The sequence below is a fragment of the Limimaricola soesokkakensis genome, assembly GCF_900172345.1.
GTDB lineage: Bacteria > Pseudomonadota > Alphaproteobacteria > Rhodobacterales > Rhodobacteraceae > Limimaricola > Limimaricola soesokkakensis.
The window spans coordinates 505,792-531,921 of the sequence record NZ_FWFY01000001.1; the positions used below are offsets into that span (position 1 = coordinate 505,792).

At 66.7% G+C, this 26,130-nt stretch carries 23 protein-coding genes; 14 read left to right on the forward strand and 9 right to left on the reverse strand.

What is annotated here, in order from left to right:
• Positions 1–59 precede the first annotated feature (59 nt).
• From LOS8367_RS02380 to LOS8367_RS02410, 7 genes are all read left to right on the forward strand, one after another.
• Positions 60–722: a paraquat-inducible protein A gene (locus tag LOS8367_RS02380; RefSeq protein WP_085894830.1), complete on the forward strand. Its 663-nt coding sequence runs from the start codon at positions 60–62 to the stop codon at positions 720–722.
• Positions 719–1,351, forward strand: coding sequence for a paraquat-inducible protein A (locus LOS8367_RS02385; RefSeq protein WP_085894831.1), 633 nt, complete (start codon positions 719–721; stop codon positions 1,349–1,351). The genes LOS8367_RS02380 and LOS8367_RS02385 overlap by 4 nt, the downstream gene beginning before the upstream one ends.
• Positions 1,348–4,353, forward strand: a complete 3,006-nt coding sequence (locus LOS8367_RS02390) for an MlaD family protein (RefSeq protein WP_085894832.1) — start codon at positions 1,348–1,350, stop codon at positions 4,351–4,353. Before LOS8367_RS02385 ends, LOS8367_RS02390 begins: the two co-directional genes overlap by 4 nt.
• Before the next feature lie 3 nt (positions 4,354–4,356).
• The gene (locus LOS8367_RS02395; RefSeq protein WP_085894833.1) at positions 4,357–4,923 is read left to right on the forward strand and encodes a PqiC family protein; all 567 of its coding nucleotides are present in this window, start codon (positions 4,357–4,359) and stop codon (positions 4,921–4,923) included.
• A gap of 119 nt (positions 4,924–5,042) precedes the next feature.
• Positions 5,043–5,252: a hypothetical protein gene (locus tag LOS8367_RS02400; RefSeq protein ID WP_085894834.1), complete on the forward strand. Its 210-nt coding sequence runs from the start codon at positions 5,043–5,045 to the stop codon at positions 5,250–5,252.
• 3 nt (positions 5,253–5,255) lie between these two features.
• On the forward strand, positions 5,256–6,047 hold the full coding sequence (iolB, locus tag LOS8367_RS02405) for a 5-deoxy-glucuronate isomerase (protein WP_085894835.1): 792 nt from the start codon (positions 5,256–5,258) through the stop codon (positions 6,045–6,047).
• Positions 6,048–6,108: 61 nt separating this feature from the next.
• Positions 6,109–7,068, forward strand: coding sequence for a magnesium transporter CorA family protein (locus tag LOS8367_RS02410; RefSeq protein WP_085894836.1), 960 nt, complete (start codon positions 6,109–6,111; stop codon positions 7,066–7,068).
• A 52-nt stretch (positions 7,069–7,120) separates the two neighbouring features.
• Here LOS8367_RS02410 and LOS8367_RS02415 read toward each other — a convergent pair whose 3' ends face one another.
• From LOS8367_RS02415 to LOS8367_RS02450, 8 genes are all read right to left on the reverse strand, one after another.
• Positions 7,121–8,752, reverse strand: coding sequence for an alpha-D-glucose phosphate-specific phosphoglucomutase (locus LOS8367_RS02415; protein WP_085894837.1), 1,632 nt, complete (start codon positions 8,750–8,752; stop codon positions 7,121–7,123).
• Positions 8,753–8,756: 4 nt separating this feature from the next.
• Positions 8,757–10,871 carry a glycogen debranching protein GlgX gene (glgX, locus tag LOS8367_RS02420; RefSeq protein WP_085894838.1) on the reverse strand — a complete coding sequence of 705 codons (2,115 nt, stop codon included), beginning with the start codon at positions 10,869–10,871 and terminating at the stop codon, positions 8,757–8,759.
• On the reverse strand, positions 10,868–12,307 hold the full coding sequence (gene glgA, locus LOS8367_RS02425) for a glycogen synthase GlgA (protein WP_085894839.1): 1,440 nt from the start codon (positions 12,305–12,307) through the stop codon (positions 10,868–10,870). Before glgA ends, glgX begins: the two co-directional genes overlap by 4 nt.
• Positions 12,307–13,569 carry a glucose-1-phosphate adenylyltransferase gene (gene glgC / locus LOS8367_RS02430; protein WP_085894840.1) on the reverse strand — a complete coding sequence of 421 codons (1,263 nt, stop codon included), beginning with the start codon at positions 13,567–13,569 and terminating at the stop codon, positions 12,307–12,309. The genes glgA and glgC overlap by 1 nt, the downstream gene beginning before the upstream one ends.
• A gap of 217 nt (positions 13,570–13,786) precedes the next feature.
• Positions 13,787–14,455, reverse strand: coding sequence for a nucleoside/nucleotide kinase family protein (locus LOS8367_RS02435; protein WP_085894841.1), 669 nt, complete (start codon positions 14,453–14,455; stop codon positions 13,787–13,789).
• 25 nt (positions 14,456–14,480) lie between these two features.
• Positions 14,481–15,275, reverse strand: coding sequence for an ATP-binding cassette domain-containing protein (locus tag LOS8367_RS02440; RefSeq protein WP_085894842.1), 795 nt, complete (start codon positions 15,273–15,275; stop codon positions 14,481–14,483).
• On the reverse strand, positions 15,272–16,339 hold the full coding sequence (locus LOS8367_RS02445) for an ABC transporter permease (RefSeq protein ID WP_085894843.1): 1,068 nt from the start codon (positions 16,337–16,339) through the stop codon (positions 15,272–15,274). Before LOS8367_RS02445 ends, LOS8367_RS02440 begins: the two co-directional genes overlap by 4 nt.
• A 139-nt stretch (positions 16,340–16,478) precedes the next feature.
• Positions 16,479–17,501 (reverse strand): sugar ABC transporter substrate-binding protein, encoded by a 1,023-nt coding sequence (locus LOS8367_RS02450; protein ID WP_085894844.1) that lies wholly within the window; start codon positions 17,499–17,501, stop codon positions 16,479–16,481.
• 150 nt (positions 17,502–17,651) lie between these two features.
• Here LOS8367_RS02450 and LOS8367_RS02455 point away from each other — a divergent pair, with 150 nt between their 5' ends.
• The 4 genes from LOS8367_RS02455 to LOS8367_RS02470 all read left to right on the forward strand — a co-directional run bounded on the left by LOS8367_RS02455 (position 17,652) and on the right by LOS8367_RS02470 (position 22,389).
• Positions 17,652–18,851: an ROK family transcriptional regulator gene (locus tag LOS8367_RS02455; protein ID WP_085894845.1), complete on the forward strand. Its 1,200-nt coding sequence runs from the start codon at positions 17,652–17,654 to the stop codon at positions 18,849–18,851.
• Between the two features lie 231 nt (positions 18,852–19,082).
• Positions 19,083–19,865, forward strand: a complete 783-nt coding sequence (gene otsB / locus LOS8367_RS02460) for a trehalose-phosphatase (protein ID WP_085894846.1) — start codon at positions 19,083–19,085, stop codon at positions 19,863–19,865.
• A gap of 2 nt (positions 19,866–19,867) precedes the next feature.
• Positions 19,868–21,247 carry an alpha,alpha-trehalose-phosphate synthase (UDP-forming) gene (locus LOS8367_RS02465; protein ID WP_085894847.1) on the forward strand — a complete coding sequence of 460 codons (1,380 nt, stop codon included), beginning with the start codon at positions 19,868–19,870 and terminating at the stop codon, positions 21,245–21,247.
• A 236-nt stretch (positions 21,248–21,483) separates the two neighbouring features.
• Complete coding sequence (locus LOS8367_RS02470; RefSeq protein WP_085894848.1) at positions 21,484–22,389, forward strand: YihY/virulence factor BrkB family protein; 906 nt, start codon at positions 21,484–21,486, stop codon at positions 22,387–22,389.
• Positions 22,390–22,660: 271 nt separating this feature from the next.
• Here LOS8367_RS02470 and LOS8367_RS02475 read toward each other — a convergent pair whose 3' ends face one another.
• The gene (locus LOS8367_RS02475) at positions 22,661–23,473 is read right to left on the reverse strand and encodes a response regulator (protein ID WP_085894849.1); all 813 of its coding nucleotides are present in this window, start codon (positions 23,471–23,473) and stop codon (positions 22,661–22,663) included.
• Between the two features lie 117 nt (positions 23,474–23,590).
• Between LOS8367_RS02475 and LOS8367_RS02480 the strand changes: the two genes are divergently transcribed.
• The 3 genes from LOS8367_RS02480 to LOS8367_RS02490 are packed head-to-tail and all read left to right on the forward strand — an operon-like array spanning position 23,591 to position 26,119.
• Complete coding sequence (locus LOS8367_RS02480) at positions 23,591–23,806, forward strand: NepR family anti-sigma factor (RefSeq protein WP_085894850.1); 216 nt, start codon at positions 23,591–23,593, stop codon at positions 23,804–23,806.
• A 1-nt stretch (position 23,807) separates the two neighbouring features.
• Positions 23,808–24,365: an RNA polymerase sigma factor gene (locus tag LOS8367_RS02485; RefSeq protein WP_085894851.1), complete on the forward strand. Its 558-nt coding sequence runs from the start codon at positions 23,808–23,810 to the stop codon at positions 24,363–24,365.
• Positions 24,362–26,119 carry a sensor histidine kinase gene (locus LOS8367_RS02490; protein ID WP_085894852.1) on the forward strand — a complete coding sequence of 586 codons (1,758 nt, stop codon included), beginning with the start codon at positions 24,362–24,364 and terminating at the stop codon, positions 26,117–26,119. The genes LOS8367_RS02485 and LOS8367_RS02490 overlap by 4 nt, the downstream gene beginning before the upstream one ends.
• The last annotated feature ends 11 nt before the right edge of the window (positions 26,120–26,130 follow it).

The following is a 26,130-nucleotide window of genomic DNA, read 5'->3' on the forward strand; positions in this document are numbered from 1 at the left end:
GGTCATTCCCCTCCCAGGCTCCTATCATCCACGCGAATGATGGCTGTCGGACGGATCCCATGCCCCGCATCGATATCGCGCGCGCCGACCCGGCCGAACTGATCGCCTGTCCGCAATGCGACGCGCTCTATCGCGCGAAGATGCCTGCGCATGGCGAGCGCGCGGTCTGCGCACGTTGCCATACCGTGCTGATCGCGCCCCGCAAGCGCGCCGGCATGATCATCATCGCGCTTTCCGCTGCCTCGCTGGTGCTGGTGCTGGGCGCGGTCTGGTTTCCTTTTCTCAAGATCAGCCGGCAGGGCTTCGTCAACGAGGCGACGCTCCTTGATGCGGCGCTGAGCTTCACGGGCGGGCCGCTTCTGGTGCTGTCTCTTGCGGTGACCGCGCTCATCGTGCTGGTGCCGCTGGCCCGCGCGATCCTCACCATCTACGTGCTGGGCCCGCTGGTCTTCGACCGCCCCGCGCCCCCGGGAGCGCTGCGGCTCTTCGCCCTGGCCGAGGCGCTCAGACCTTGGTCGATGGCCGAGATCTTCGCGCTGGGCTGCGCCGTGGCGCTGGTCAAGGTGGCGGATCTTGCGAATCTGAGCTTCGGTCCGGCTTTCTGGATGTTCGCGGCGCTGGTGTTTCTGACCGTGATCCATGATCGCTGGATGTGCCGCTGGTCGGTCTGGGAGGCGCTGGAGCATGGCTACACCGCCCGGCAGCGGAAGGTCCCGGCATGAGCGCCGCGGTCACCGCGCGCGAGGCGGGGCTCGTCGCCTGCACCCGCTGCACCCGCGTCTGGCCGATGGGCACGGAGCGTTGCGGCCGCTGCGGCAAGCCCTTGGTGTCGCGCGACACCCACAGCCTGAGCCGGGTCTGGGCGTGGTGGGTCGCGGGGCTCATGTGCTATTTCCCGGCCAACCTCTACCCGATGCTGCGCACGCAGGTGCTGTTCACCGTCTCCGAGGACACGATCGTCGGCGGCGCGATAGAGCTGGCGCTGCATGGCGCGCCCTTCGTCGCGCTGATCATCCTCGTGGCATCCGTGGCGATCCCGATCGGCAAGTTCGCCGCCATCGCTTGGCTCGCCATTTCGGTGCGCCGCGGTTCGGCCGCGACGCCGCATGCGCGCCACAGGCTCTATGAAATCGTGGAGTATATCGGGCGCTGGTCGATGATCGACGTCTTCGTGGTTGCGATCCTGACGGCGCTGGTGCAGTTGAATCTCGCCGCCTCGATCAAGCCGGGCCCGGCGGCGCTCGCCTTCGCACTCTCGGTGATCTTCACGATGCTCTCCGCCCAATCCTTCGACCCGCGCCTGATCTGGGATCGCGCGGATGACGACGACGACATGGGCGACCGCGCGTGAGCGCTGATCTGCCCGAAGTCCCGGTGGAAGGCGAGAAGCGTTCCCTGCGCAGCCGTGTCTCCATCGTCTGGCTGGTGCCGGTGGGAGCGCTCGCCGTGGCGCTGGGCATCGGCTGGAAAAGCTGGAGCGATCAGGGCCCCCTGATCGAGGTGCTGTTCGAGGATGCGGGCGGTGTTCTGGCAAACGAGACCGAGCTGCGGTTTCGTGACGTCGCGGTCGGTCTCGTCGAGGAGGTGGGTTTCACCGCAGGGCTGGACCGGGTTCGCATCGCGATCCGGGTGGACAAGGACGTCGCGCCCTATATCGATTCCGGATCCGATTTCTGGATCGTCCGTCCCGAGGTCAGCACCGAAGGCGTGACCGGTCTCGATACGGTGCTGTCGGGCGTCTATATTCGCGGCCAGTGGGACGGGCGCCCCGGGACCGCCGAGACCCGTTTCGAGGGGCTGGCGCGGGCGCCGCTGCTGGGACCCGACCAGCAGGGCATCGAAATCACGCTGCGCGCGACCGAGGGCGTGCTGTCGGGCAACAGCCCGATCCTCTACAAGGGGGTCGAGGCGGGCCGGATCGGCGCGGCGGGCGTCTCGACCGACGGCTTCTACGTCGAGGCTCCGGCGGTGATCTACGCGCCCTATGACAACCTCGTCACCGAAACGACCCGGTTCTGGGACACCTCCGGCTTCTCGGTCAAGATAGGCACCGGCGGCGCCGAAATCGACTTCGACAGCGTCGCGGCTCTGCTCGCGGGTGGCCTTGCCTTCGATACCTTCGTGTCCGGCGCGACGCTGGCCGAGGACGGCCAGATCTTCGAGGTCTACGATGCCGAGGAAACGGCGCGGAACTCGGTGTTCAATACCCCCGACGGCCCATCGCTCAACCTCGTCGCCGTGTTCGACGGTAACGTTTCCGGCCTTGCCGTCGGTGCGCCGGTCGAACTCGATGGCGTGCGGATCGGCTCGGTCTCCGGGCTCAACGGCCTCGTCGACGAGGAACGCTTCGGCGATCGCGGCGTGCGGCTGCAGACCGTGCTCAACATCCTGCCATCGCGTCTCGGAATGGCCGACGAAGGCGGTGTCGAGCAGGCGCTCGAATATTTCGTCGGCGAGGTCGCCGACGGGCTGCGCGCGCGGCTCGTGACCGGCTCGATCCTCACCGGCGGCCTCAAGGTGCAGCTGATCGACGTGCCGGGCGCCGAGCCTGCATCTCTCAATGTCGATGCGTTGCCCTATCCCTCGGTCCCGGTGACCGATAGCGAGATCTCCGATGTGCAGGCGACCGCCCAAGGGACGCTGGACCGGATCAACAACCTGCCGATCGAGGAGCTGCTCGCCTCGGCCACCAGTTTTCTCGAGAATTCGGCCCGCCTGATCGGCTCCGAGGATCTGCAGCAGACGCCGGGCGACGTGCGCGCGCTCTTGGGCGACATCCGCGGTCTCGTCGGCTCCGAAGAGGTACAGGCGGTGCCAGAGCAGATCGGCACCGTGATGAACGAGATCGAGCTGGCGGTGAATGACGTACGGCTGATCCTCGACGATGTGCGGGAGGCCGAGGCGGTGCGCAGGGTGCTCGAGGCGGTGGACGGCGCCACCGCCGTGACCGCCGATCTCGACACCGCGCTCGACGGTGTGCCGGAGCTGATCGGCAATCTCAACCGGGTCGCGGAGAACGCAGCCGAGCTGCCGCTGGACCGGCTGCTGACCGAGGTATCGGGGCTGGCCGAGGAGGCGCGTGCGCTGGTCGGCTCCGAGGAGACCCAAGCGTTGCCGGGCCGCGTGAACGCGCTGCTGGCCGAGCTCGAAGGCGGCACCGCCGAGGCTCGGACCCTGATCGCCGGGTTGAACGAGCAGCAGGCAGTGACGCGACTGCTCGAGACGGTCGATGCCGCGAATGCCGCCGTCACCACGCTTGACCGTTCGCTCGCGGGCGTGCCGCAGCTAGTGAGCCGGATTGACACGCTCGTCGCCACCGCCAACGAGCTGCCGCTCGAGACGCTTCTGACCGAGGTGTCGGGGCTGGCCGGTGCAGCGCGCGGTCTAATCGATACCGACGAGACGCGCGCCCTGCCGGGTCGCGTCAACGCGCTTCTGGCCGAGCTGGAGGGCGGCACCGCCGAGGCGCGCAGCTTGATCGCCAGCCTCAACGAGGAGCAGGGCGTAGCGCGACTTCTGGAGACCGTGGATGCGGCGGGCGCGGCGGCGGCCTCGCTCGACGCCTCGCTCGAAGGTGTCCCGCAACTCGTGGAGCGGATCGATGCCGTCGCGGCGATGGCGCAGGACCTGCCGGTGGAAGCTCTGCTCGATCGCGTGTCGGGGCTAGCGCAGGACGCGCGCGCCTTGATCGGCACCGATGCGGCGCGCGCGCTGCCCGGCCAGATCGGTACGCTTGCGGGCGAGCTGGAACTGGGCGTGGCCGAAGCACGGACGCTCCTGGCCGAGGTCAATGCGGGTGGTGGCGGCGAAAGCCTCGTCGCCGCGATCGACAGCGCCGCGCGCGCCGCCGACAGCCTCGACCGCTCGCTGGCAGGTGCGCCGCAGCTGATAGACAGCCTGAACGCGGTGGCCGGCAAGGCTGCCGACCTGCCGCTCGAGGTGCTGGTCGCGGAGGCCAACAGCCTGCTCAACAGCGCCGACCGCATCCTCAAGCAGGACACGGCGCGGGCGCTGCCGGGCGAGCTGAACGGCGCGCTGTCCGAGCTGCGGGTGATCCTCGCGCAGGTGAGCGAGGGCGGCGTGGTCGAGAACGCCAACGCCACTTTTGCCTCGGCCGCGAATGCCGCCGACCGGCTGGCCGAGGCCGCCCGGACGCTGCCATCGCTGGTCAGCCGCGCCGAGGCGTTGCTGGTGACCTCGAACGGCACTATCGGCACGATCGGCAGCGGCACCGAGCCGGCGCTGCGCGACCTGCGCGCGGCTCTGCGTGACGTCTCCAAGGCCGCCGAAGCCGTGGGCTCTCTTGCCCGCGCCATCGAACGCCGCCCCAACTCGCTTCTGACAGGACGCTAGGCCATGATGAACCGCATCCTTCCCGCCATGGCCCTTATGTCCGGTCTCGCTGCTTGCGGGGGGCCGGAGCTGCGCTACGCGGTGCCGCAGGTCGTGCCGACCGAGAAGGTCGCCATCGCCTTCGGTTCGGTCGAGCTGCGCGAGATCACTCTGCCGACCTACGCGGCGCTCGAGGAGATCTATGTCGAGACGCCCGAAGGGGTGATCACCCCGGCCGATGACCTGCTCTGGGCCGATGATCCGGTGCGTGCGGCGACGCTTGAGCTTGCCCGCGCGCTTCGGTTGTCGACCGGGGCGCGGGTGGCCTCCGAACCTTGGCCCTTCGACGATTTCGCCGAGGCCCGTGTCGAGGTGCGAGTCGAGGAGTTCCTCGCAGATGCGCAGGGCCGCTTCCGCGTGGCGGGGCAGTATTTCGTGGCGACGCGCGATGCGTTGGGCCGCGACCGCGCCGAGACCTTCGAAATCGCGGTGCCGATCGCGCAAGGCAGCGGCGCCAGCGGCCTTGCCGCGGCGCGTGCCGCGGCGATGACCGAGCTAGCCGGGATCATCGCAAGGACCGGCCTTCGCTAGGAAACTCGCGGTCGACGGAACGAGAGGGGCCGCTTCGTTCGGCACCTCCGTTGAAGCCCTTGCAGGGCTGCCCCAGGTCGCGTCATGATGGGATCGAGGCAGAACCGCGAGGAGACCCCATGGGCAAGCTTTTCGATGTCCAGAGCCCGTTCTTTATCCCGTTGTGGCGGCGGTTGCTCGTGGTCGGGCTGGCGCTTGGCTGGGCGCTGGTCGAACTGGCGCACGGCGCGCCGGGTTGGGCGCTGCTGTTCGGCGCGGCGGGGATGTGGTGTGCCTACCAGTTCTTCATCGTCTTCGATCCGCCGCGAAAGGATGCCGGGGAGGGCTGAGCCATGACGGATCTGCTGCGCCGGCCCTTGGCCGCCACGGGAACCCTGCACGACATCACACCTGAAAGCGCGGGCTGGGACCATGCCGGTCTCGCCGTGCATCGGCTGAGGCAGGGCGAAGGGCTGTCACGCGCTACCAAGGACCGCGAAGCGATCCTTGTGCTGATCGAGGGCCGGGCCGAGATGTCGGCGGGCGAGGAACGGTTCGGCGAGATGGGCGACCGGACGAGCCCGTTCAAGGGGCTGCCGCATGCGCTTTACGTGCCGGCGGAAAGCGACTGGAGCGCGCGCGCCACGAGCGACTGCATCATCGCCGTCTGTTCCGCGCCCGCGCGGCCGGGCCATGCAGCGCGCTGCCTCGGACCCAAGGGGCTGCACCCGGTGAACCGGGGCGAGGGCATCCTCGCGCGCCGCGTCACCGAGATCGCGATGGAGGCGCAGGAGGGGGCCGACACACTTCTGGTGCGCGAAGTGGTCACGCCGGGCGGGGCCTGGGCCTCATGGCCCGGTCACCGGCATGACAAGGATGATTTCCCCCGCATCACGCGGCTGGAAGAAATATCATATCACCGGGTCGCGCCAGAGTGCGGCTTCGCGGTGCAGCGCATTTTCGACGGCAACGGGCTCGATGTGACGCTGACGATCCGCGACGGCGACGTGACGCTGGTGCCGCGCGGTCACCATCCGCGCGGCGTGCCGCCCGGGGTCGATCTCTATTCGCTTATCGTCATGGCGGGGCCGCTGCGCGCGCTCCGGGTCGAGACCGACCCGGCATTCACGGCGTTCGAGGACTGATCTGGACGGGGGCGACAGCGCGCTATCTGCTTCTTTCGACGCAGGAAAGAGGAGACCGCCGATGCTCGCCGCCTATCATCCAGAGGGCAAGGGCCTCGCCCCGCTCGGACCGTCCAAGGATATCGGTGACGCGCTCTGGATCGATCTCTTCGCCCCCGACGCGGCCGAGGTCGAAAGGGTCGAGGCCTTCGGTTTGAGCGTGCCCACGCTCGAGGACATGGAGGAGATCGAGATCTCCAACCGGTTGCACCGGGAAGGCGACTGCCAGGTGATGACGGTGATGCTGCCCGGCCGCGACGCCGAGGGGCGGCAGTTCTCGGCGCCAGTAACCTTCATGCTGACGCCGGAGCGGCTCGTCACGGTGCGCCACCACTCGCCACGCCCCTTCGAGACCTTCGGCAGCCGCGCCGAGCGGTCGAGTTCCGGGAGCAGCACGCCCGTGCGTGTCTTTCTCGGTCTCGTCGAGGAGATCATCGCCCGTCAGGCCGACCTGCTGGAGGCGACGGGGCGGGTGCTCGACCGGGTGGCGGGCGAGGTGTTCGGCGAGGAGATGAACGACGTGGAGGGGCTGCGGCTGGCGCTGCGCGACATCGGCCAGCAGGGGGAACTGACGGCCAAGGTGCGGCTGGCCCTGTTCACCATGGAGCGGATGCTTTCGACCTTCATCGTCTGGAACGGCACTATGAAGCACCGCGACCCGCAGATCGCGACGCTGGCCAAGGCGCAGATGCGCGACATCAACGCGCTCGAGGTGCATCTCGATTTCCTCAACAGCCGGGTGGCGCTGGCGACCGACGCGACGCTGGGCATGATCAATCTCGACGAGAACGCGGTGGTGCGCACGCTGTCGGTCGTCGCGGCGCTGTTCCTGCCGCCGACTCTGATCGCCTCGATCTACGGGATGAATTTTGCCCATATGCCGGAACTGGACAACCAGAACGCCTATTTCATCGCGCTCGGCGCGATGGTCGCCTCGGCAGCGGGGACCTGGATCTGGTTCAAGGCCAAGGGCTGGCTTTGAGAGCTGGCTGCGAGGCCCCGTTGCAGGTGCGCCGGGGCCTCGGGGGGCAGGATCAGGTGATGACGTTGGGCGCGTCGCGCCCGGTATGGGATTTGATACCGGCGATCTCGTCGGCGGCGGCGATGATCGGCGCCAGCGCCTCCTGCGGGTCGCGGTCGCACTTCGCGGGATCGGTTTCGAGCGATTCGAGATAGACGCGCAGCGTCGCGCCCACCGTGCCGGTGCCCGAGAGGCGGAACACGACGCGGCCGCCATCCTCGAAGCCGACGCGCAGCCCCTGCGCCGTGGCGCGCGAGCCGTCGACCGGGTCGTCATAGGAGAATTCGTCGGCGGTCTTCACCGTTAGGCCGCCGAAGCTCTTCCCCTGAAGCTCGCCCAGCCTCGCGCGGAGACCGTCCATCAGCGCATTGGCCTTCTCGGCCTCGACATCCTCGTAATCATGGCGCGAGTAGTAGTTGCGCCCGTACTCGGCGTAATGCTCCGACAGCAGGTCCTTCACGCTCTTCCTGGTTTCGGCGAGGATGTTGAGCCACAGCAGCACCGCCCAGAGTCCGTCTTTCTCGCGCACATGGTCCGAACCGGTGCCTGCGCTTTCCTCGCCGCAGAGCGTCACACGTCCGGCATCGAGCAGGTTGCCGAAGAACTTCCAACCGGTGGGCGTCTCGTAGCAGGCGATGCCCTTCTTCTCGGCAACACGGTCGACCGCGGCGGAGGTCGGCATGGATCGCGCGACGCCCTTCAACCCGCCCTTGTAGGCCGGGGCGAGATGCGCATGGGCCGCTAGCAGCGCGAGGCTGTCGGAGGGGGTGACGTAGACGCCGCGCCCCATGATCATATTGCGGTCGCCATCGCCGTCCGAGGCCGCGCCGAAATCGGGGGCATCGTCCGACATCATCGCGTCCACCAGATCCTTGGCCCAGATCGGGTTCGGGTCCGGGTGGCCGCCGCCGAAATCGGGCGAGGGGGTGGCGTTGACGACAGAGCCCGAGGCCGCGCCGAGCCGGTTCTCGAGGATCTCGACCGCATAGGGGCCGGTCACGGCGTGCATCGCGTCGAAGCGGATGCGGAAGCCGCCCGCCAGCAGCTCGCGGATCGCGTCGAAGTCGAAAATCTCTTCCATCAGCATGGCGTAGTCCGCCACCGGATCGACCACCTCGATCTCCAACTGTCCGAGCGTGGTGACGCCCGGCGAGGTGAGATCGATGTCCTGCGCCTCGGTGATGCGGTAGCGGGTCAGCCCCTGCGTCGCGGCGTGGATCTTGTCGGTGATGTTCTCGGGCGCCGGGCCGCCATTGGGGGTGTTGTATTTCAGGCCGAAATCCTCGTCCGGGCCGCCGGGGTTGTGGCTTGCCGAGAGGATCAGCCCGCCATCGGTGCCGCGCTTGCGGATCAGGTTCGAGGCGGCGGGAGTGGAAAGGATCGCGTCCTGCCCGACGATGACCTTGGCCGCGCCATTGGCGGCGGCCATGCGCAGGATCACCTGGCTGGCGCGGTCGTTGAAGTAGCGGCCGTCGCCGCCGAGCACGAGCGTCTTGCCCTCAATGCCGCCGATGCCATCGAAGATCGACTGCACGTAGTTCTCGAGGAAATGCGGCTCCATGAAGGTGCGGGTCTTCTTGCGCAGCCCGCTGGTGCCGGGCTTCTGGCCCTGAATGGGCTTCGTGTTCACCGTGATCTGTTCCACTGGTTCAATCTCCTCGGCTTGCGGGTTCGTTCGGGGCTTCTTGCGACGGCTCCAGCACCATGACCACAACCGACCGGCCCCGGATCCGGGTCCGGCCGCCATGCGGTCTGGGGTCGGCCTGCGGGCGGGCGCTGTCGATATGACGCACCCAGACATGGCCCTCGGGCGGGGCGGGCAGGGTAACGGAGCAGGGCCCGCCATTGTTGATGACGGCGAAGAGCGCGTATTCGAGCGCCGCGTAATCGGGCGTGCCCGAAGCGGTGCGAAGCTCGAAGGCCAGAAGCCGCCGTTCGGGATCCTCCCAGTCGGCCTCGGTCATCGGGCGACCATCGGCGCGTCGCCAGAACAGGTCAGTGCGGTTGTCGATCTTGCGGCTGCGCGCATGCAGGAACCGCTTCTGCCGCAGGATCGGGTGCAGCCGCCGGAACGCCACGAGCTTGCGCACGAAACCCAGGAACTCGGGGTCGTTGGCGTCCCAGTTGACCCAGCCGATCTCGTTGTTCTGGCAATAGGCGTTGTTGTTGCCCTGCTGCGAATTGCCCAGCTCGTCGCCGGCGAGGATCATCGGCGTGCCCTGGCTGATCATCAGCGTCGCCAGCATGTTGCGCCGTCTGCGGGCGCGGGCGGCGTTGATGCTGCTGTCGTCGGTCGGCCCCTCGACACCCATGTTGTCGCTGTGATTGGCGGAGTGGCCGTCGCGGTTGTCCTCGCCATTGGCCTCGTTGTGCTTCTCGTTGTAGGACACGACATCCATGAGCGTGAAGCCGTCATGCGCGGTCAGGAAGTTGATCGAGGAGGTCGCGGGGCGGTTGTCGTGGTCGAACTGCTGCGCCGAGCCGGAGATCCGGGCCGCGAGCTTGCCGATCATCGAGGGCGTGCCGCGCCAGAAGTCGCGCACCTCGTCGCGGAACTTGTCGTTCCACTCGGCAAAGGGCGCGGGATAGGCCCCTAGCTGGTAGCCGCCGGGGCCGATATCCCACGGCTCCGCGATCAGCTTGACCCGGCCCAGCACCGGATCCTGTCGCAGCACCTGAAAGAACGGGGCGTTGCGGTCGAAACCATGGGCCCTGCGACCCAGCGTGGTGCATAGGTCGAAGCGGAAGCCGTCGACCCCCATCACCTCCACCCAGTAGCGCAGGCTGTCCATCACCATGCGCAGCACCATCGGATGTTCGATGTTGAGGGTGTTTCCGGTGCCGGTGTCGTCGATATTGTAGCGCCGGTTCTCGGCAAGCCGGTAATAGCTGGCGTTGTCGAGGCCGCGGAAGCATAGGGTGGGCCCGAGCTGGTTGCCCTCGCCGGTGTGGTTGTAGACCACGTCGAGCAGCACCTCGATCCCGGCCGCATGGAACCGGTCGACCATGGCGCGGAACTCGGCGATGTCGTGGCTCGCGAGATAGCGCGGCTCCGGCGCGAAGAAGCCGATCGACTGGTAGCCCCAGTAGTTCGACAGTCCCTTTTCCACCAGAAAGCGGTCGTTGATGAAGGCGTGGACCGGCAGCAACTCGATCGCGGTGACCCCGAGCCGGCCGAGATGATCGATGATCTTATCGGAGGCGAGCCCCTGGAACCGGCCTCGGCAGGCGATGTCGGGGCGATCGGCGGTGAGACCCGCGACATGTGCCTCGTAGATCACCGTATCGGCCATCGGGCGGTCGGGATGTCTCGCGGGCAGCAGCTTCGAGGTGTCGGCGACCACGGCGCGCGGCATGTAGGGGGCGCTGTCGCGGGTGTCGTAGCTCAGATCCTGCAGCTTCGAGCGGGTGTCGTAGCCATGCAGCGCATCGTGCCAGATCGCGTGGCCGCTGATCTGGCGCGCATAGGGGTCGAGCAGCAGCTTGTTGGGGTTGAAGCGGTGCCCCTCGTCGGGGCGGTAGGGGCCGTGCGCGCGAAAACCGTAGTGCTGGCCGGGCTTGAGCCCGTGGATGTAGCAGTGCCAGACATGGCCCTCGCGCTCCGGCATGTCGATCCGCGCGGTTTCTCGGCCGTAGCGCTCGAACAGGCAAAGCTGCATGCGCGTGGCGTTCTGGGAGAAGACGGCAAAGTTGACGCCGCCTGCATCGGGCGTGGCGCCGAGCGGGTGTGGCCGACCGGCGCTGATCCGGGTTCTGGTGCTCATGCGGTGGCGATAGCATCCCGGTACAGCGCCGCATAGGCCCTAGCCGAGCTCGCCCAGCCCACCGGCTGGCGCATCGCGTTGGCCTGCATCTGGGCCCAGATGTCGGGTTGCGCATAAAGATCGCAGAGCCGGTCCAGCGCGACGGCAAGCGGATCGGCCGCGACGGGGTGGAACTGGATTCCTGTCGCGACGCCCCGGTCGAGCGCGGCGGGCGAGGCATTGATTACGGTATCGGCGAGGCCGCCGGTCAGTGCCACCACCGGGATCGTGCCGTAGCGCAGGCCGTAGAGCTGGGTCAGGCCGCAGGGCTCGAAGCGCGAGGGCACCAAGATCGCGTCCGCCCCGGCGATGAGCCGGTGCGACAGCGCCTCGTCATAGCCGATCCGCACCGCCACGCCATCCTCGCGCGCCGCGTCGCGAAACGCCTGCTCCAGCGCCTTGTCGCCCGAGCCCAGAAGCGCGAGCTGCCCGCCGCGATCCAGGAGCGTCGGCAGGGCTTCGAGCAGCAGGTCGAGGCCTTTCTGCTCGGTCAGCCGCGACACCACGCAGCAAAGCGGTCCGGCGGAATCCGGCAGGCCCATTTCGGCGCGCAGCGCATCGCGGTTCGGGATCTTGCCCGCCGGGTGGCGATAGCCCTCCGGGACATGCGGATCGTTGGCGGGGTTCCAGGCGGTCTCGTCGATGCCGTTGAGGATGCCGGACAGATCGCGCCGGCGCGCCCGCATCACCCCGTCGAGCCCCATGCCGAATTCGGACCGCATCAGCTCGGCCGCGTAGGTGGGCGAAACGGTGGTCAGCCTGTCGGCCCGCATCAGCCCGGCCTTGAGCGCCGACAGCTTGCCGTAATATTCGAAGCCTTCCGCGTGAAAACGCGATCGGGGCAGGCGCAGCGGCTCGATCATGTGGTGACCGGTCAACCCCTGGAAGGCGATGTTGTGGATCGTCAGCACCGTGGCGCAGTCGCCGCCGGCCTGCGCGAGATAGTCGGGCACGAAACCCGCCTGCCAATCATGGCAATGCAAGATCTGCGGCTGCCAGAGCTGGCCGCCCAGCGTCACGCCCTCGGTGCCGATCCGCGCCGCCACGAGGCTCAGCGCGGCAAAGCGTTCGGGATTGTCGGGCCAGTCCTGCCCGTCGGGGCCGAGATAGATCGACCCCTCGCGCCGATAGAGATGCGGCGCGTCGATCACGAAGAGATCGAGCCCGGCAGCCTGTCCGGCGAGCACCCGGGCGGGACCGCCGAACAGGTCGTGCTCGGTCATCACCTGCACCGCGTCCGCGGCGAGCGCGGCCATGACCGCCGGGTAGCCCGGCAGGATGGTCCGCATCTCGACCGCTTCGGCCCGCAGCGCGGCGGGCAGGGCGCCCGCCACGTCGGCGAGACCGCCGGTCTTGACCAGCGGCGCGCATTCGGAGGCGACCGAGAGGACGCGCATCAGAGCGACGCCGCGCGCTTGTCGAGCATCGCCTGGGTGATCAGGGTGACGCCGCCCTCTGAGACGCGGAAATGCTTGGCGTCCTCCTCCGGGTCCTCGCCCACGACGAGGCCCTCGGGGATCATCACGCCCGCGTCGATCACCGCGTTCTTGAGGCGGGCGTGGCGCGAAACGTTGACGTAAGGCAGCACGACCGTGTGGTCGAGAACCGAGTAGGAGTTGGTGTGCACCTGCGTGAACAGCAGGGAATTGCGCACCTCGGTGCCCGAGATGATACAGCCGCCCGAGACCATCGAGGAGACGGCGGAGCCGCGTCGGTCCTTCTCGTCATGGATGAACTTCGCCGGCGGCACGCTCTCGGAGTAGGTCCAGACCGGCCAGTCGCGATCCCAAAGATTCAGCTCGGGGTCGAAATTGGTCAGGTCGATATTGGCCTGCCAGAAGGCATCGACCGTGCCCACGTCGCGCCAATAGGCCTCGCGGCCTTCGGGACGGACGCAGGAATCGTCGAAGCGATGCGCGATGGCTTTGCCGTTCTTGACGATGTCGGGGATCAGATCGGTGCCAAAATCGTGGCTGGAGTTCTCGTCCTCGGCATCCTTGATCAGCAGTTCGCGCAGGAATTTCCAGGAAAAGACGTAGATGCCCATCGAGGCGAGTGCCTTGTCGGGCTGGCCCGGAATCGAAGGCGGGTCCTTCGGCTTTTCGAGGAAGGAGGTGATGCGGCTGTTCTCGTCGACATGCATCACGCCGAACGCCACCGCCTCCATGCGCGGCACGGTGAGACAGCCGACGGTCACATCCGCCCCCGAATCCACGTGCTGCTGCAGCATCACCTCGTAATCCATCTTGTAGATGTGGTCGCCCGCGAGGATCACGACGTAATCGACGTCGTAGCCGTCGACGATGTCGATGTTCTGGGTCACCGCGTCGGCGGTACCGCGATACCACATGCTTTCATCCACGCGCTGCGAGGCGGGCAGGATGTCGAGGAACTCGTTGCGCTCGGCGCGGAAGAAGTTCCAGCCGCGCTGGCAGTGGCGGATCAGGCTGTGCGCCTTGTACTGGGTCGCCACCGCGATCTTGCGGATGCCGGAATTCATGGCGTTCGAGAGCGCGAAATCGATGATCCGCGCCTTGCCGCCGAAATAGACTGCCGGTTTCACGCGCCGGTCGGTCAGTTCGCGCAACCGCGAACCGCGTCCGCCCGCAAGGACGAAGGCCATGGAACGCTGGGATAGTCTGCGATGTGGCTGTGGCATGGTAATGGGCCTCCCTGTCCCGTGAACTCGTCAACCGATCGGCCGCGCCGCTCCCTCCGCGGACCGCGATCGTCGAGGCCGAGCATAGGCCAGAATCGGGGTGCCGCAATGTTAAAAACCGTGCAGGAAGATACGGAATTCACGCATTTTTTCAGCAAGCCCCCCGCGCGGCGCCGTACGAGCCAAGCGCGCGGTCGATGACACGGGTCGCCGGTCTTCAGATGCCGCTGCGCTGTTGCGCGGGTCCGCTTTCATATGCGGGGCGCAGCACCAGATCGGCAGGCAGGACCCGGTCGATCACGCGCTGGGCGTTGGGCACGTCGTTATACGTCGCGCGCTGCGTCGCGGCGGTACGGCTCAACCCGTGTCCGAGCCAGCGCGCGATCAGACGGGCCCGTAGCTCGGGCAACGGCACGTCGAGATAGGCCGAGACGTCCCAGATCCGGGCCAGTTCGGACCAAGGCGCCTCGTCGAACAGCAGGTAGTTGCCCTCGACGATCACAACCTGCGCGTCGGCCTCGACCAACTGCGCCCCGGCGATGGCGATGTCGCGGGCGCGGTCGAAGACCGGGGCCACCACCTCTTCGCCCCGTGCCAGACGCTTGATCAGAAGCACGAAGCCGCGCGCGTCGAAGGTCTCCGGCGCGCCCTTGCGCGTGCGCAGCCCGCGCTGGTCCAGCACCACATTGTCGAGATGAAAGCCATCCATCGGCACGATGCGCGCCTTGAGCTTCTGACGCTCGAGCCGCCGGGCCAGTTCGGACGCCAATGTCGACTTGCCGCTTCCGGGCGCGCCGGCGACACCGACGATGACCCGGGGTTTCTTGGCCGCGGCCTCATGGATCATTTCGGCCAGCGGATTGATGTAGGCTGTCAGGTCGAGCAATCGTGCCTCTACGGGAGTCTGGAGGTTAAGCGGCTTCGAACTCGGTCTCGGGTTCCTTGGCTCCAGTCATAAAGGCAACGGCGTCGGACATCGAATGATTCTTGGGGTCGATGACGCAAAGCCGCTGGCCCAGCCGATGCACATGAACCCGGTCCGCCAACTCGAACACGTGCGGCATGTTGTGCGAGATCAGGATGATCGGGATTCCGCGCGACTTCACGTCGAGGATCAGCTCCAGCACCCGCCGACTTTCCTTGACGCCAAGCGCGGCGGTGGGTTCGTCGAGGATGATCACCTTGGAGCCGAAGGCCGCCGCGCGGGCCACGGCCACGCCCTGCCGTTGCCCGCCAGACAGCGTCTCGACCGCCTGGTTGATGTTCTGGATCGTCATCAGCCCGAGGTCGTTGAGCTTGTCACGGGCGAACTTCTCCATGCCGGCCCGGTCGAGCTGGCGCAGCCATTTGCCGCGAAAGCCGGGTTTGCGCAGCTCGCGCCCCATGAACATGTTGTCGGTGATCGAGAGCGCGGGCGACATCGCCAGCGTCTGGTAGACCGTCTCGATGCCGGCATGGCGCGCGTCGTTGGGCGAGTGGAAATGGACCTGCTTTCCTTCGAGATAGACCTCGCCTTCGTCGGGGATGACCGCGCCAGAAAGCGCCTTGATCAGCGTCGACTTGCCGGCCCCGTTATCTCCGATCACCGCGAGGATCTCGCCCGGGTAGAGGTCGAAGTCGCAATGGTCGAGGGCGACCACCTTGCCGTAACGCTTGACGAGGTTTCGGCCCTTGAGGATGGGTTCGCGTTTCTGTTCGATGCTCATGCCGACACCTTCCTTATCCATTGGTCCACGGCCACGGCGGCAATGATCAGCACGCCGATGAAGAAATAGGTCCACTGCGCGTCGGCCCCGAGCAGGCGCAGCCCGAGCGAGAACACCCCCACGATCAGCGCGCCGAACAGCGAGCCCATGATCGAGCCGCGCCCGCCGAAGAGCGAGATGCCCCCGATCACCACGGCGGTGATACTCTCGATGTTGGCATCGTAGCCGGAGGTGGGCGAGACCGAGCCGATGCGTCCGATCAGGGCCCAGCCGGCGAAGGCGCAGATCAGCCCGGACAGCATGTAGACCGAGATCAGCGTGCGCTTGACGTTGACACCCGACAGCTGCGCCGCCTCGGCGTCGTCGCCCACCGCATAGACGTGCCGACCCCAGGCGGTCTGCCGCAGCGTCCAGCCAAGCACCACGATCAGCGCGATCATGAACACCACTCCGACGGTGAAGACCGCGCCGCCGATCTGGAACTTGGCCCCGAAGAGCTGAAGGATCGGCGCGGCCGCCTCGATCTCCTGAGCGCGGATCGTCTCGTTGGCGGAATAGAGGTAGTTGGTGGCGAGGAAGATCTGCCAGCTGCCCAGCGTAACGATGAAGGGCGGCAGTCGCATCACCGAAACGAGCCAGCCATTGACGAAGCCGCAGGCCGTGCCGACGGCAAGGCCGCAGGCGACGGCGACGGGGGCAGGGATGCCGTAGCGAAAGGTGAACTGGCCCATCACCACCGAGCTCAGCACCATGATCGCGCCGACCGACAGGTCGATGCCCGCGGTCAGGATCACGAGGCTCTGCGCGGCGGCGACGATGCCAACGATCTGCACCTGCTGCAGGATCAGGGTCAGCGCGAAGGGCGAGAAGAAACGTGAGCCCAGAAGCAGCCCGAAGACGATGATCGAGACCAGCAGCACGATCAGCGGCACCAAGGCCGGCGTGACGTGCAGCGCATGCTGGACCCGTTGCAGCGGGCCGGCCTTGTGGCTTTTGAATTCGGCGACGGTCTCGGCGCGTCTCTCGCGCACCGAAGATTCATAGTGATCGGTATCTGTCGGCATGACGCGCCCCTCCCGTGGCGTGTGGCAGGGCGCGCCCCCTCGCGCGGCCCCTCGTCATCGGGGCGGGCGCGGGGCCCGCCCCGTCAGGGACATCCTGCGCCGCCCGAAGACGCGCAGGATGGAATGGTCTCGGCGGGGCTCAGCCCCAGCAGAGCTCCTGACCTTCCTCGACCGAGATCGACTCGACGCCCTCGACCGGCTCGTCGGTGACGAGCTTCACGCCGGTATCGTAGAAGTCCTTGCCTTCGGTGTTCTCGGGCAGGGTACCATCCTCGGCATATTGGGCGATCGCCTCAACGCCGAGCCTGGCCATCTCGAGCGGGTATTGCTGCGAGGTCGCGCCGATGATGCCGTCGGCGACGTTCTGGACACCGGGGCAGCCGCCATCGACCGAAACGATCAGCACGTCGTTCTCACGGCCGATCGCCTTGAGCGCCTCGTAGGCACCCGCGGCGGCGGGCTCGTTGATGGTGTAGACGACGTTGATCTCGGGGTCCTTGGCGAGAAGGTTCTCCATCGCCGTGCGGCCGCCTTCCTCGTTGCCGGCGGTCACGTCATTGCCGACGATGCGCGGGTCGTCCTCGTCGCCCCATTTGTTCGGATCCTTGGTGTCGATGCCGAAACCGGTCAGGAAGCCCTGATCGCGCAGAACGTCGACCGAAGGCTGGCTGACGCCGAGGTCGAGCATCGCGATCTTGGCGTTCGCGGCTTCTTCGCCGAGCTTGGCAGCGGCCCATTTGCCGATCAGTTCGCCCGCGAGGAAGTTGTCGGTGGCGAAGGTGGCGTCGGCGGCGTCAATCGGGCTGAGCGGCGTGTCGAGCGCGATCACCAAGAGGCCCGCATCGCGGGCCTGCTGCACGGCCGAGACGATGGCGGAGGTGTCGGACGCGGTGATCAGGATGCCCGAGGCGCCGTTGGCAATGCAGGTCTCGATCGCGTCGACCTGGGTTTCATGGTCGCCGTCGACATTGCCGGCGTAGGAGTTGAGCGTGATGCCCAACTCGTCGGCGGCCTGCTGCGCGCCCTCGCGCATCTTCACGAAGAACGGGTTGGTGTCGGTCTTGGTGATCAGGCAGGCCGAGACGTCCTGCATGTGGCTTTCAGCCTGCGCTGCACCCGCAGCGATCAGGGCAAGCGCGGTCCCCGCGAAAAGTCGTTTCATCGTCAATATCCTCCCAGATGTGACCCCGGACGCTCCTCAACATCCGGGATTGCCCCAACGGTAATGACGATTCCCGAAGCTGGTCAATAAATAAATCATCTTGATTTATTAAACGGGCCGCAGTCATCCTGTTCGCAGGGAGGAATTCGAATGGAGAGTTCCGAGGTGCGCAGCCTCGCGGGCGGCGCCAACCAGCGTGGGCTGCGCGACCATAACGAGCGACTGCTTCTGTCGCTGATGCAGCGGCACGGGCCGTTGCCCGGCAGCGATCTGGCGCGGCTTTCGGGCCTCTCTCCCCAGACCGTCTCGGTGATCCTGCGCCGTCTCGATGAGGATGGCATGGTGTCGCGCGGCGCGCCGCAGCGCGGGCGCGTGGGCAAGCCGCGCGTGCCCGTGGGGCTCGATCCGGACGGGGCCTTCTCGATCGGCCTGAAGATCGGCCGCCGCAGCGCCGACCTGCTGATCGTCGATCTACTGGGCCAGCCGCGCGGCCAGCTGCACGATACCTACCGCTATCCCGACCCGAGGGGCATCATGCGCTTTCTCGAGGCAGGCATCGGGGATCTTGTGACCCGGCTGCCAGCGCGGCTGCGTGACCGGGTCGCAGGGATCGGCGTCGCCCGGCCGCATGAGCTCTGGATCTGGCAGGAGACGGTCGGCGCGCCGCCCGCGGCGCTCGACGGCTGGCGCGACTTTGACTTTGCCGCCGAGATCGGCCGGTTCTCGGCCTTGCCCGTCTTCGTCGACAACGACACCACTGCCGCCTGCCGCGCCGAGCATGTCTATGGAAGGGGGCGGGCGTTTCGCGACTATGCCTATTTCTTCGTGGGCTCCTTCATTGGCGGCGGCGTAGTGCTGAACCATTCGGTGTTCGAGGGGGCGCGCGGCAATGCCGGGGCCATGGGGTCGTTGCCAACGCGCGACGCCGCGGGCCGGCCGGCGCAGCTCATCGACACGGCCTCGCTGCACATGCTCGAGCGGCGACTCGAGGCGGCCGGCCACGACCCGGCGCGGCTGTGGAGCCTGCCGCAGGACTGGTCCGGCATGAGCGACGTGATCGAGCCCTGGCTCGACGAGGCGGGCGAGGAACTGGCGCGCGCCGCCGCCACGGTCTGCGCGGTGATCGACTTCGAGGCGGTGCTAATCGATGGCGGCTTTCCCGAGCAGGTGCGCGCGTCCTTGGTGGAGCGGGTCAGGGCTGGACTCGACCGGGTCGATCTGCGCGGTTTGATCCCGCCACGGATCGAGGCGGGTGCGGTGGGCGGCAATGCGCGCGGTCTCGGCGCCGCCTGCGCGCCAATCTTCGCGCAGTTCCTGCTCAACACCCATTCGGGGGTCAGCACCGGCTGAGGCGGGCACTGGGCACTGGGCACTGGGCACTGGCCGGATCAGACCCAATGGAGCGCTTGTAAACCGCCCGCCCATCTCCGACAAATGGAGTAGGGCCTGCCGCCACGGCAGGCCGTGGAGGACGGGATGGCGGGAACCCGCGCAGGCGCGTTGGGGTTGAAAACGGAAGCCATCCGGATGTCCGGATTCCGGGTGGCCACGGGCCGCGAGCCCTCGAATTGGAGACAGGGAATGTACTACGAGATGATCGGATTTCACGGGGAGCACCAGAGCGAGCATACCGTCGACGGGGTGCCCGAGCCGAAGCTGGATCGATCGACCCTGTTTCTCGATTTCGACGGTACCTTGGTCGAACTGGCGGACCGCCCCGACGCGATCCGCGTCGACGAGGGTCTGGAAGACCTGTTGCGCGGCCTGTCGGAGAAGACGCAGGGCCGCGTCGTAATCATCACCGGCCGCGCGATCGAGGACGTAACCCAGTATCTCAAGGGGTTCGATGGTCCGATCATCGGCGGTCACGGGGCGCAGGAACGCGTGGGCGGCGAGATCCGCAACCACGAGCTGGCCGACCCCGAGACGGTCAAGTATCTGGGCGAGATGACCACCGCATTCGCCGCGACCCATCCGGGGCTGATCTGCGAGCGCAAGCCCACCGGCGTGGTGCTGCATTTCCGCCAGAACGAAGATCTCGCGGCGCAGGCCTATGCCTTCCTGCGGGCTCTGTCGGAAACCCATGACGGCTTCGACCTGCATCACTCCAAGATGGCCTACGAGCTGCGCCCCGCCGGGATCGGCAAGGACGTCTCGATGCGGCGGATGATGGAGGGTGAGGGCTTCAAAGGCACGATGCCGATCTTCTTCGGCGACGACGTCACCGACGAGCCGGCGCTGCACTGGGTGGCCGAGCAGGGCGGCATCGCCGTCAAGGTGGGCGAGGGCGAGACCGCTGCCGGTTGCCGGCTTGGCGATCCGGAGGCCGCGCGGAGGACGCTGCGGCGCTGGGTCGGGGCGTAACCATGTCCGAAGGCCGTCTCATCGTCGTCTCGAACCGCATCCCCACGGAGGCCGCCCCCTCGGGCGGTCTCGTCGTGGCGCTGCACGACGCGCTCAAGGAGCGTGGCGGCGTGTGGATCGGCAATTCGGGCAAGCGTGTCTATCCGGAAGAGGCGGCGAGGGGGCTGACCCGCATCGCCGAGACCCCCTATGAGCGCTACAGCTTCGATCTGACCGAAGAGGAGCATCAGGGCTTCTATCTCGGCTATTCCAATGCCACGCTCTGGCCACTGTTCCATCACCGCACCGACCTGCTCGCGGTCGATCCCGATCAGGCGCGGATCTACAGGGAGGTGAACGAGCGTGTGGCGAAGCTGATCGCCGAGGTGGTGCAGCCCGGCGACGCGATCTGGGTGCACGATTATCATTTCCTGCCGCTTGCCGAGGCGTTGCGCAGGCGAGGCGTGCACAATCGTATCGGGTTTTTCCTTCACATCCCGTTCCCCAATCCCTCCGATCTTCCGGCACTTTCTGAGCGCAAGTTGATGCCGGGCTGGCTTTCGGCCTTCGACCTGATCGGGCTGCAGACCCGGCGCGACGTGTCGAACGCGCTTGATTTCCTACGCGATAGCGGTGCCGAGATCCTGCTGAACGGCAGGCTCAAGATGGGTGACCGGCGCTTCGAAGTTGCCAGTTTCCCGATCGGCATCGATGTTGACGGCTTTATCAAGGCCGCCGAAGAAAACGCCGATGCGGGTGAGCATCTGCGGCTGTCGCCGGGCGAGCGGCTGGTGCTGGGCGTCGACCGGCTCGACTATTCCAAGGGGCTGCCGCAGCGCTTCGCGGCCTTCGGCGAATATCTGTCGCATCGGCCCGATCCGCAGATCCGTGCTACGCTGCTGCAGATCGCGCCGCCTTCTCGGGAGGATGTCGAAGCCTATCGCGAGATCCGCCAGGAACTCGAAACCATTACTGGCCGGGTCAATGGAGAGATGGCCGAGCTCGACTGGACCCCGATCCGCTACATCCGCCGCAACATCGAGCGCGAAGTCCTCGCCGGGCTCTATCGCCGCGCCGATGCCTGTCTGGTGACGCCGCTGGCCGACGGGATGAACCTCGTGGCCAAGGAGTTCGTGGCGGCGCAGGATGGCGCCGATCCGGGCGTGCTGATCCTGTCGCATTTCGCCGGTGCGGCGGAGCAGATGGAAGCGGCGCTGATGGTGAACCCCTATGATCCGGGCGAAACCGCACGCGCCATTGAACAGGCGCTCTCGATGCCGCTGCACGAGCGGCAGGCCCGGCATCTGAGCCTGATGCAGAGCATCCGCGAGGCCGATATCGGCTGGTGGACAAGGACCTACCTGGCCGCGCTGCAGAAGCCGCTGGCGGGGCCCGGCAACTAAACGGACGGTTGCCAAGTTTTTCGGGAACCAACCCCGGCGCCGCAAGTTTGATGGATGAAGAGGCGCCGTTCCCTCGCCTCTCTCATTCCCCAAAGGCCGGCGGCGGACCTTCCTGATCATTCCCTCGGGGAAGATCCCCCGCCGGCCACCCCCATTCTCCCAAAGCCTTCACAACCTGCGATCGACATGCAATCTTGCCACTGGGCGACTATCCGCTCATGGGGAGTGGAGCGCGCATGTCTCAAGAAAGGTACGGCCCGCGTCTGACGCCGCGACGGTTCTGGCGGTTGCTGGTCGGGCTTTGGACCCTTTCGAGCGAGGTGCAACTCGGCCTGATCGCGGCAGGAGTCGCCTTCTACTCGATTTTCGCGATCTTTCCCGCCATTGCCGCGCTCATCGCGATCTTCAGCCTGCTGGCGGACCCGGCGGTGCTCGAGACTCAGCTTGAGATGATGCGCGAGATCATCCCCGTGGAGGCTTATGGGCTCCTGCGCGAGCAGCTGACGCTGATGGTGTCGACCCGGCCCGAAACGCTTGGCTTTGCTACGCTCCTGTCAACCTTGGTGGCATTGTTCTCGGCCCGCAACGGCGTCGCTTCGCTGATCCTCGGGCTCAACCAGATTTACGGGCGTCCCAATCGAAACGGCGTGCGGCAGATCTTCGTGGCGATCCTTTTGACGCTGTCGCTGATCGCGATCGCTGTACTGGCGATGCTGGTCGTGGTGATCGCACCGATCCTTCTGACGGTACTGCCGCTGGGCAGCCGCACCGGTTGGGTGCTTGAGGCCATCCGCTGGATCGCGGCCTTCGGCGTGGTGCTGGCAGGGCTGGGCGTGGTCTACCGTTTCGGGCCGAACATGCGCGGTGCCCGCGGCGGGTGGGTCACGCCGGGCGCCTTTCTGGTGATCCTGTTCTGGCTCGCCGCCTCGGCGGGGTTCTCCTACTACCTGTCGAACTTCGGTAACTACAACGAAGTCTACGGCTCGATCGGGGCCGTGGTAGCGCTGTTAATGTGGCTGTTCATCTCGGCCTGGTTGGTACTGTTCGGCGCCGCGATCAACGTGGTCTGGGCCCGGATTGCCAGGTCCGAGGAGGGGCCGGCCGAGATACGCCCGGATATCGGACCGAGCGAGATCGGGTGAGGGCCCATCGTTAATGCTGTCTGAGCATCGGCTGGCTTGCTATCAGGTGCCGGCGTGACGTCGGCTCGACTTCCAGAAGCTGCGCGCTGACCTAGGCTGATCCCGCCTGCACGAGATAAAATGCAGAGACCATCAAGAGGGTCACGAGATCCTAGCGGCCTGAATATAGAGCGACATGAATTCGCCGCTCATATCTGACACTACCAACCATTTCGGGCAGCGTTCGAAGAGTTCCGGCCCCCGAGCGGGAGCCGGAACGATCCATTGGGCCTCAGCCGTGCAGCGGGCCAGTCGAGGAGAAGAACATCGCTTGGCTGACCGCCGAACGGACCTGCTCCTCGCCATAGGGCTTCGAGATCAGGAAGGCAGGCTCGGGGCGTTCGCCGGTGAGCAGCCGCTCGGGGAAGGCGGTGATGAAGATCACCGGGAGGCTGCCATGCGCTTCGAGGATGTCGCGCACCGCGTCGATGCCCGAGGAGTTGTCGGCCAGCTGAATGTCGGCCAGCACCAGATCGGGCTTTTCCTGCTGGGCCAGCTTGACCGCGTCGTCGCGGGTGCGTGCGACGCCGGTAATGGCGTGTCCCATGTCGGAGACGATGGATTGCAGATCCATGGCGATGATCGCCTCGTCCTCGATCACGAGGATGCGGCCCGAGATGCTGTCTTCCATCTCCTGGCGGGCAATCTTGACCAGATGCTCGACTTCTTCTTGGTCGGTCTGCATGATCTCGGCGATCTCGGAGGTCGAAAAATCCTCGATCGTGTTGAGGAGCAGCGCCTCGCGGGTGTTCGGGGTCAGCTTCGACAGATGCGCCTGTGCGGCGGCAGCCAGACCGCTCTCGTCGCCCGAGACGGGGGCGCCGGAGCTGATCCAGATCATGTGGAAGACGCGGAACAGCGCCGTGCGGGGCGAGGCGTCCGTGTCAAAGACGGAGCGGTCCTCGAGGATCGCCTCAAGGGTGGCCGCGGCGTAGGTATCACCGCTGTTCTGGCTTCCTGTCAGCGCCCGCGCATAGCGGCGCAGATAGGGCAGCTCGTGCCCGATCACCGTGGCGAGGTCGGGTGCGGTGGTGGTTGTCGTCATCGGCTGAGAGTCCCCAAATTCATTTTTTCTGGAACCGAACGCGGCCGCTTGCATTGTGGTTCCATGATGCGGTCATGCTAAGCGAGGCTGCGGACAATGACGAGGGTATAAGCGGGAATGACACAGAGGGACCAGGGGAGCGCGCGTGGAGACATCGACGCCCATTTGAAGCGCGCCTTCCAGCAGCTCACCGACGAGGCTTTGCCAGACCGGTTCACCGATCTGCTGGCGCGGCTGAAGGCCGGTGAGGATGCGTCTGCCGCATCGTCCGACGCCGACCAGACCACGCCGGACAGGGAAACGGCGGATGCAGGCAAGGTGGGCAGGGGCTAGAATGAGCCATCAAGATCCGAGAGACGAGCTGGTCGGGCACCTCCCGGCCATGAGGGCCTTCGCGCTGTCGCTGACGCGCAATGGCGCCCAAGCCGACGACCTCGTGCAGGACACGGTGGTCAAGGCGTGGACCAATTTCGACAAGTTCAAACCCGGCACCAACCTGCGGGCCTGGCTGTTTACCATTTTGCGCAACACCTTCTACTCGGGTCGTCGCAAGGCACAGCGCGAGGTGGCGGATGTCGACGGCGTGTTCACCGCGTCGCTGGCCGAAAAGCCCGCGCATGACGGTCGCCTGCAGATGAACGACTTCCTGCGGGCCTTTGCGCAGCTGCCGGACGAACAGCGCGAGGCGCTGGCGCTCGTCGGGGCTTCGGGCTTTTCCTACGAGGAAGCGGCCGGCATGTGCGGCGTGGCGATCGGCACCATCAAGAGCCGTGCCAACCGGGCGCGCGTCCGGCTCGCCGAGCTGCTGGAGCTCGAAGACGAGGACGGGCTGGGAATGACGGATGAGGCAACGATGGCCGTTCTTGCGGCCCATGGTGGGCCTCACTTGTGACCGAAACGACGGGCGAGCGGGACCGGGCGGCGCAGGCCGGCGGCTGGTTCAGCGCGCATGGGCTGGTGCTGCGGGTGGTCGCCTTCCTGACCATCGCGCTGATGCCGATCGGGCTTATCGCGATCTATCAGACCGCCGAGTTCCAGCGCGAGACGCTGCGGCGGTCCGAACTGTCACTGCTTGCGCTCACCGCGCAGGCGGGCGCGCCGGTGGAGCAGACCATTGAGCGCGCCTTCGGCGTGGCCGAGGCTCTGGGCGTCGTCATCGATGAGCTCGACGATGCCGAGAGCTGTTCGAGCTATCTCGACCGCTACATCGAGGGACGCCGTCTCTACGCGATGATCGGCCTGGTCGATGCCGACGGCATTATGCGGTGCTCGTCGCTCGATGCGCCGCTCGACATGCGCGAGACCCGCATCTGGGAACAGATGTCGGTCTCGCCCAACTCCATCGTGACGCTGAGCCAGCGCACCGAGATCGCCGATGAGCCGGTGATCAACGTCGCCAGCCCGATCGAGACCGGGAACGGGTTCAAGGGCTATGTGCAGCTCGCGATCCCGCAGCGCCGCATCGCATCCCCGGTCAGCTCGGTTTCGCCCGACCGCAAACCGATCCAGCTCGTCACCTATAACGAGCTGGGGGAAGTGCTGACGGTACAGAATGCCGGGAAACCGCTTGAGGATCTGCTGCCGGAAGGGTTTGATCTCAGCGAACAAACCGGATTGCGGGCCACCGCTTCCGCCGCCCGCGCGCCCTCAGGCGAACGACTGGTCTACGCGGTGACGCCGCTGGTGACGGGCGCGGTCTTCGCGCTCGGTATTTGGCCCGCCGCGGAAGGCTTCGCGACGCCTTGGCTGACCAACCTCTTTCCGATCCTGATGTGGGCGGCCAGCCTTCTGGTGGCCTATTACGCGATCCATCGGCTGGTGATCCGCCATGTGCGTCGGCTGGGCCGCTCGATGCGCCGCTTCGGTGCCAACAGGCAGCTGCCACCGCAGGGAACGGCGGGCGACATGTCGCGTGAGTTGCGCGAGATCGAGGGCGAATTTGTGCAGATGGCGGGTAACATCCTGCAGGACGAAGCCCGGCTCGAGGATCAGCTGCGCGAGCGCGGGATCCTGCTCAAGGAGGTACACCACCGGGTCAAGAACAACCTTCAGCTCATATCCTCGATCATGTCGATGCAGATGCGCCGGACCCAGGATCCTGCCACGCGCGAGATCCTGAGCCGCCTGCAGGACAGGGTTCTGGGCCTCGCCACGATCCACCGGACTCTCTACGAGAGCGAGGATGTCGGGCGGGTCAACGCGGCACGGCTCCTGCGCGAGATCGTCGCGCAGCAATCCGGCGCCTCCGGCGCTCGCCCCGAGATGACGACGCGGCTGGACCTCGAAGATCTGGAGCTGCTGCCGGATCAGGCGGTGCCGCTGTCGCTTCTGACCTCCGAGGCGCTCGCCAATGCCATGGCCAACGCCACGCCGGACGCCGAAGGCACCACTTGGGTCTCGGTGTCGCTGCGGCGCGAAAACGGCGGGACAGTGCGGCTGGAGATTTCCAACTCCGCCCCCAGCGCCATGCCCGACCAGAAGACGGCCTCCAAGGGGGCGCGGGCGCAGGGCTTGGGGATGAACCTCATCCAAGCCTTCGCGGCACAACTGGGCGGACCTAGCGAGACCATGCACGAGGCGGGTATATATCGCCTGTCTACCGGGTTTCCGGTGCGCGAAATGCAGTATGATCCGCAGGACTATTAGGGCCGGATGCC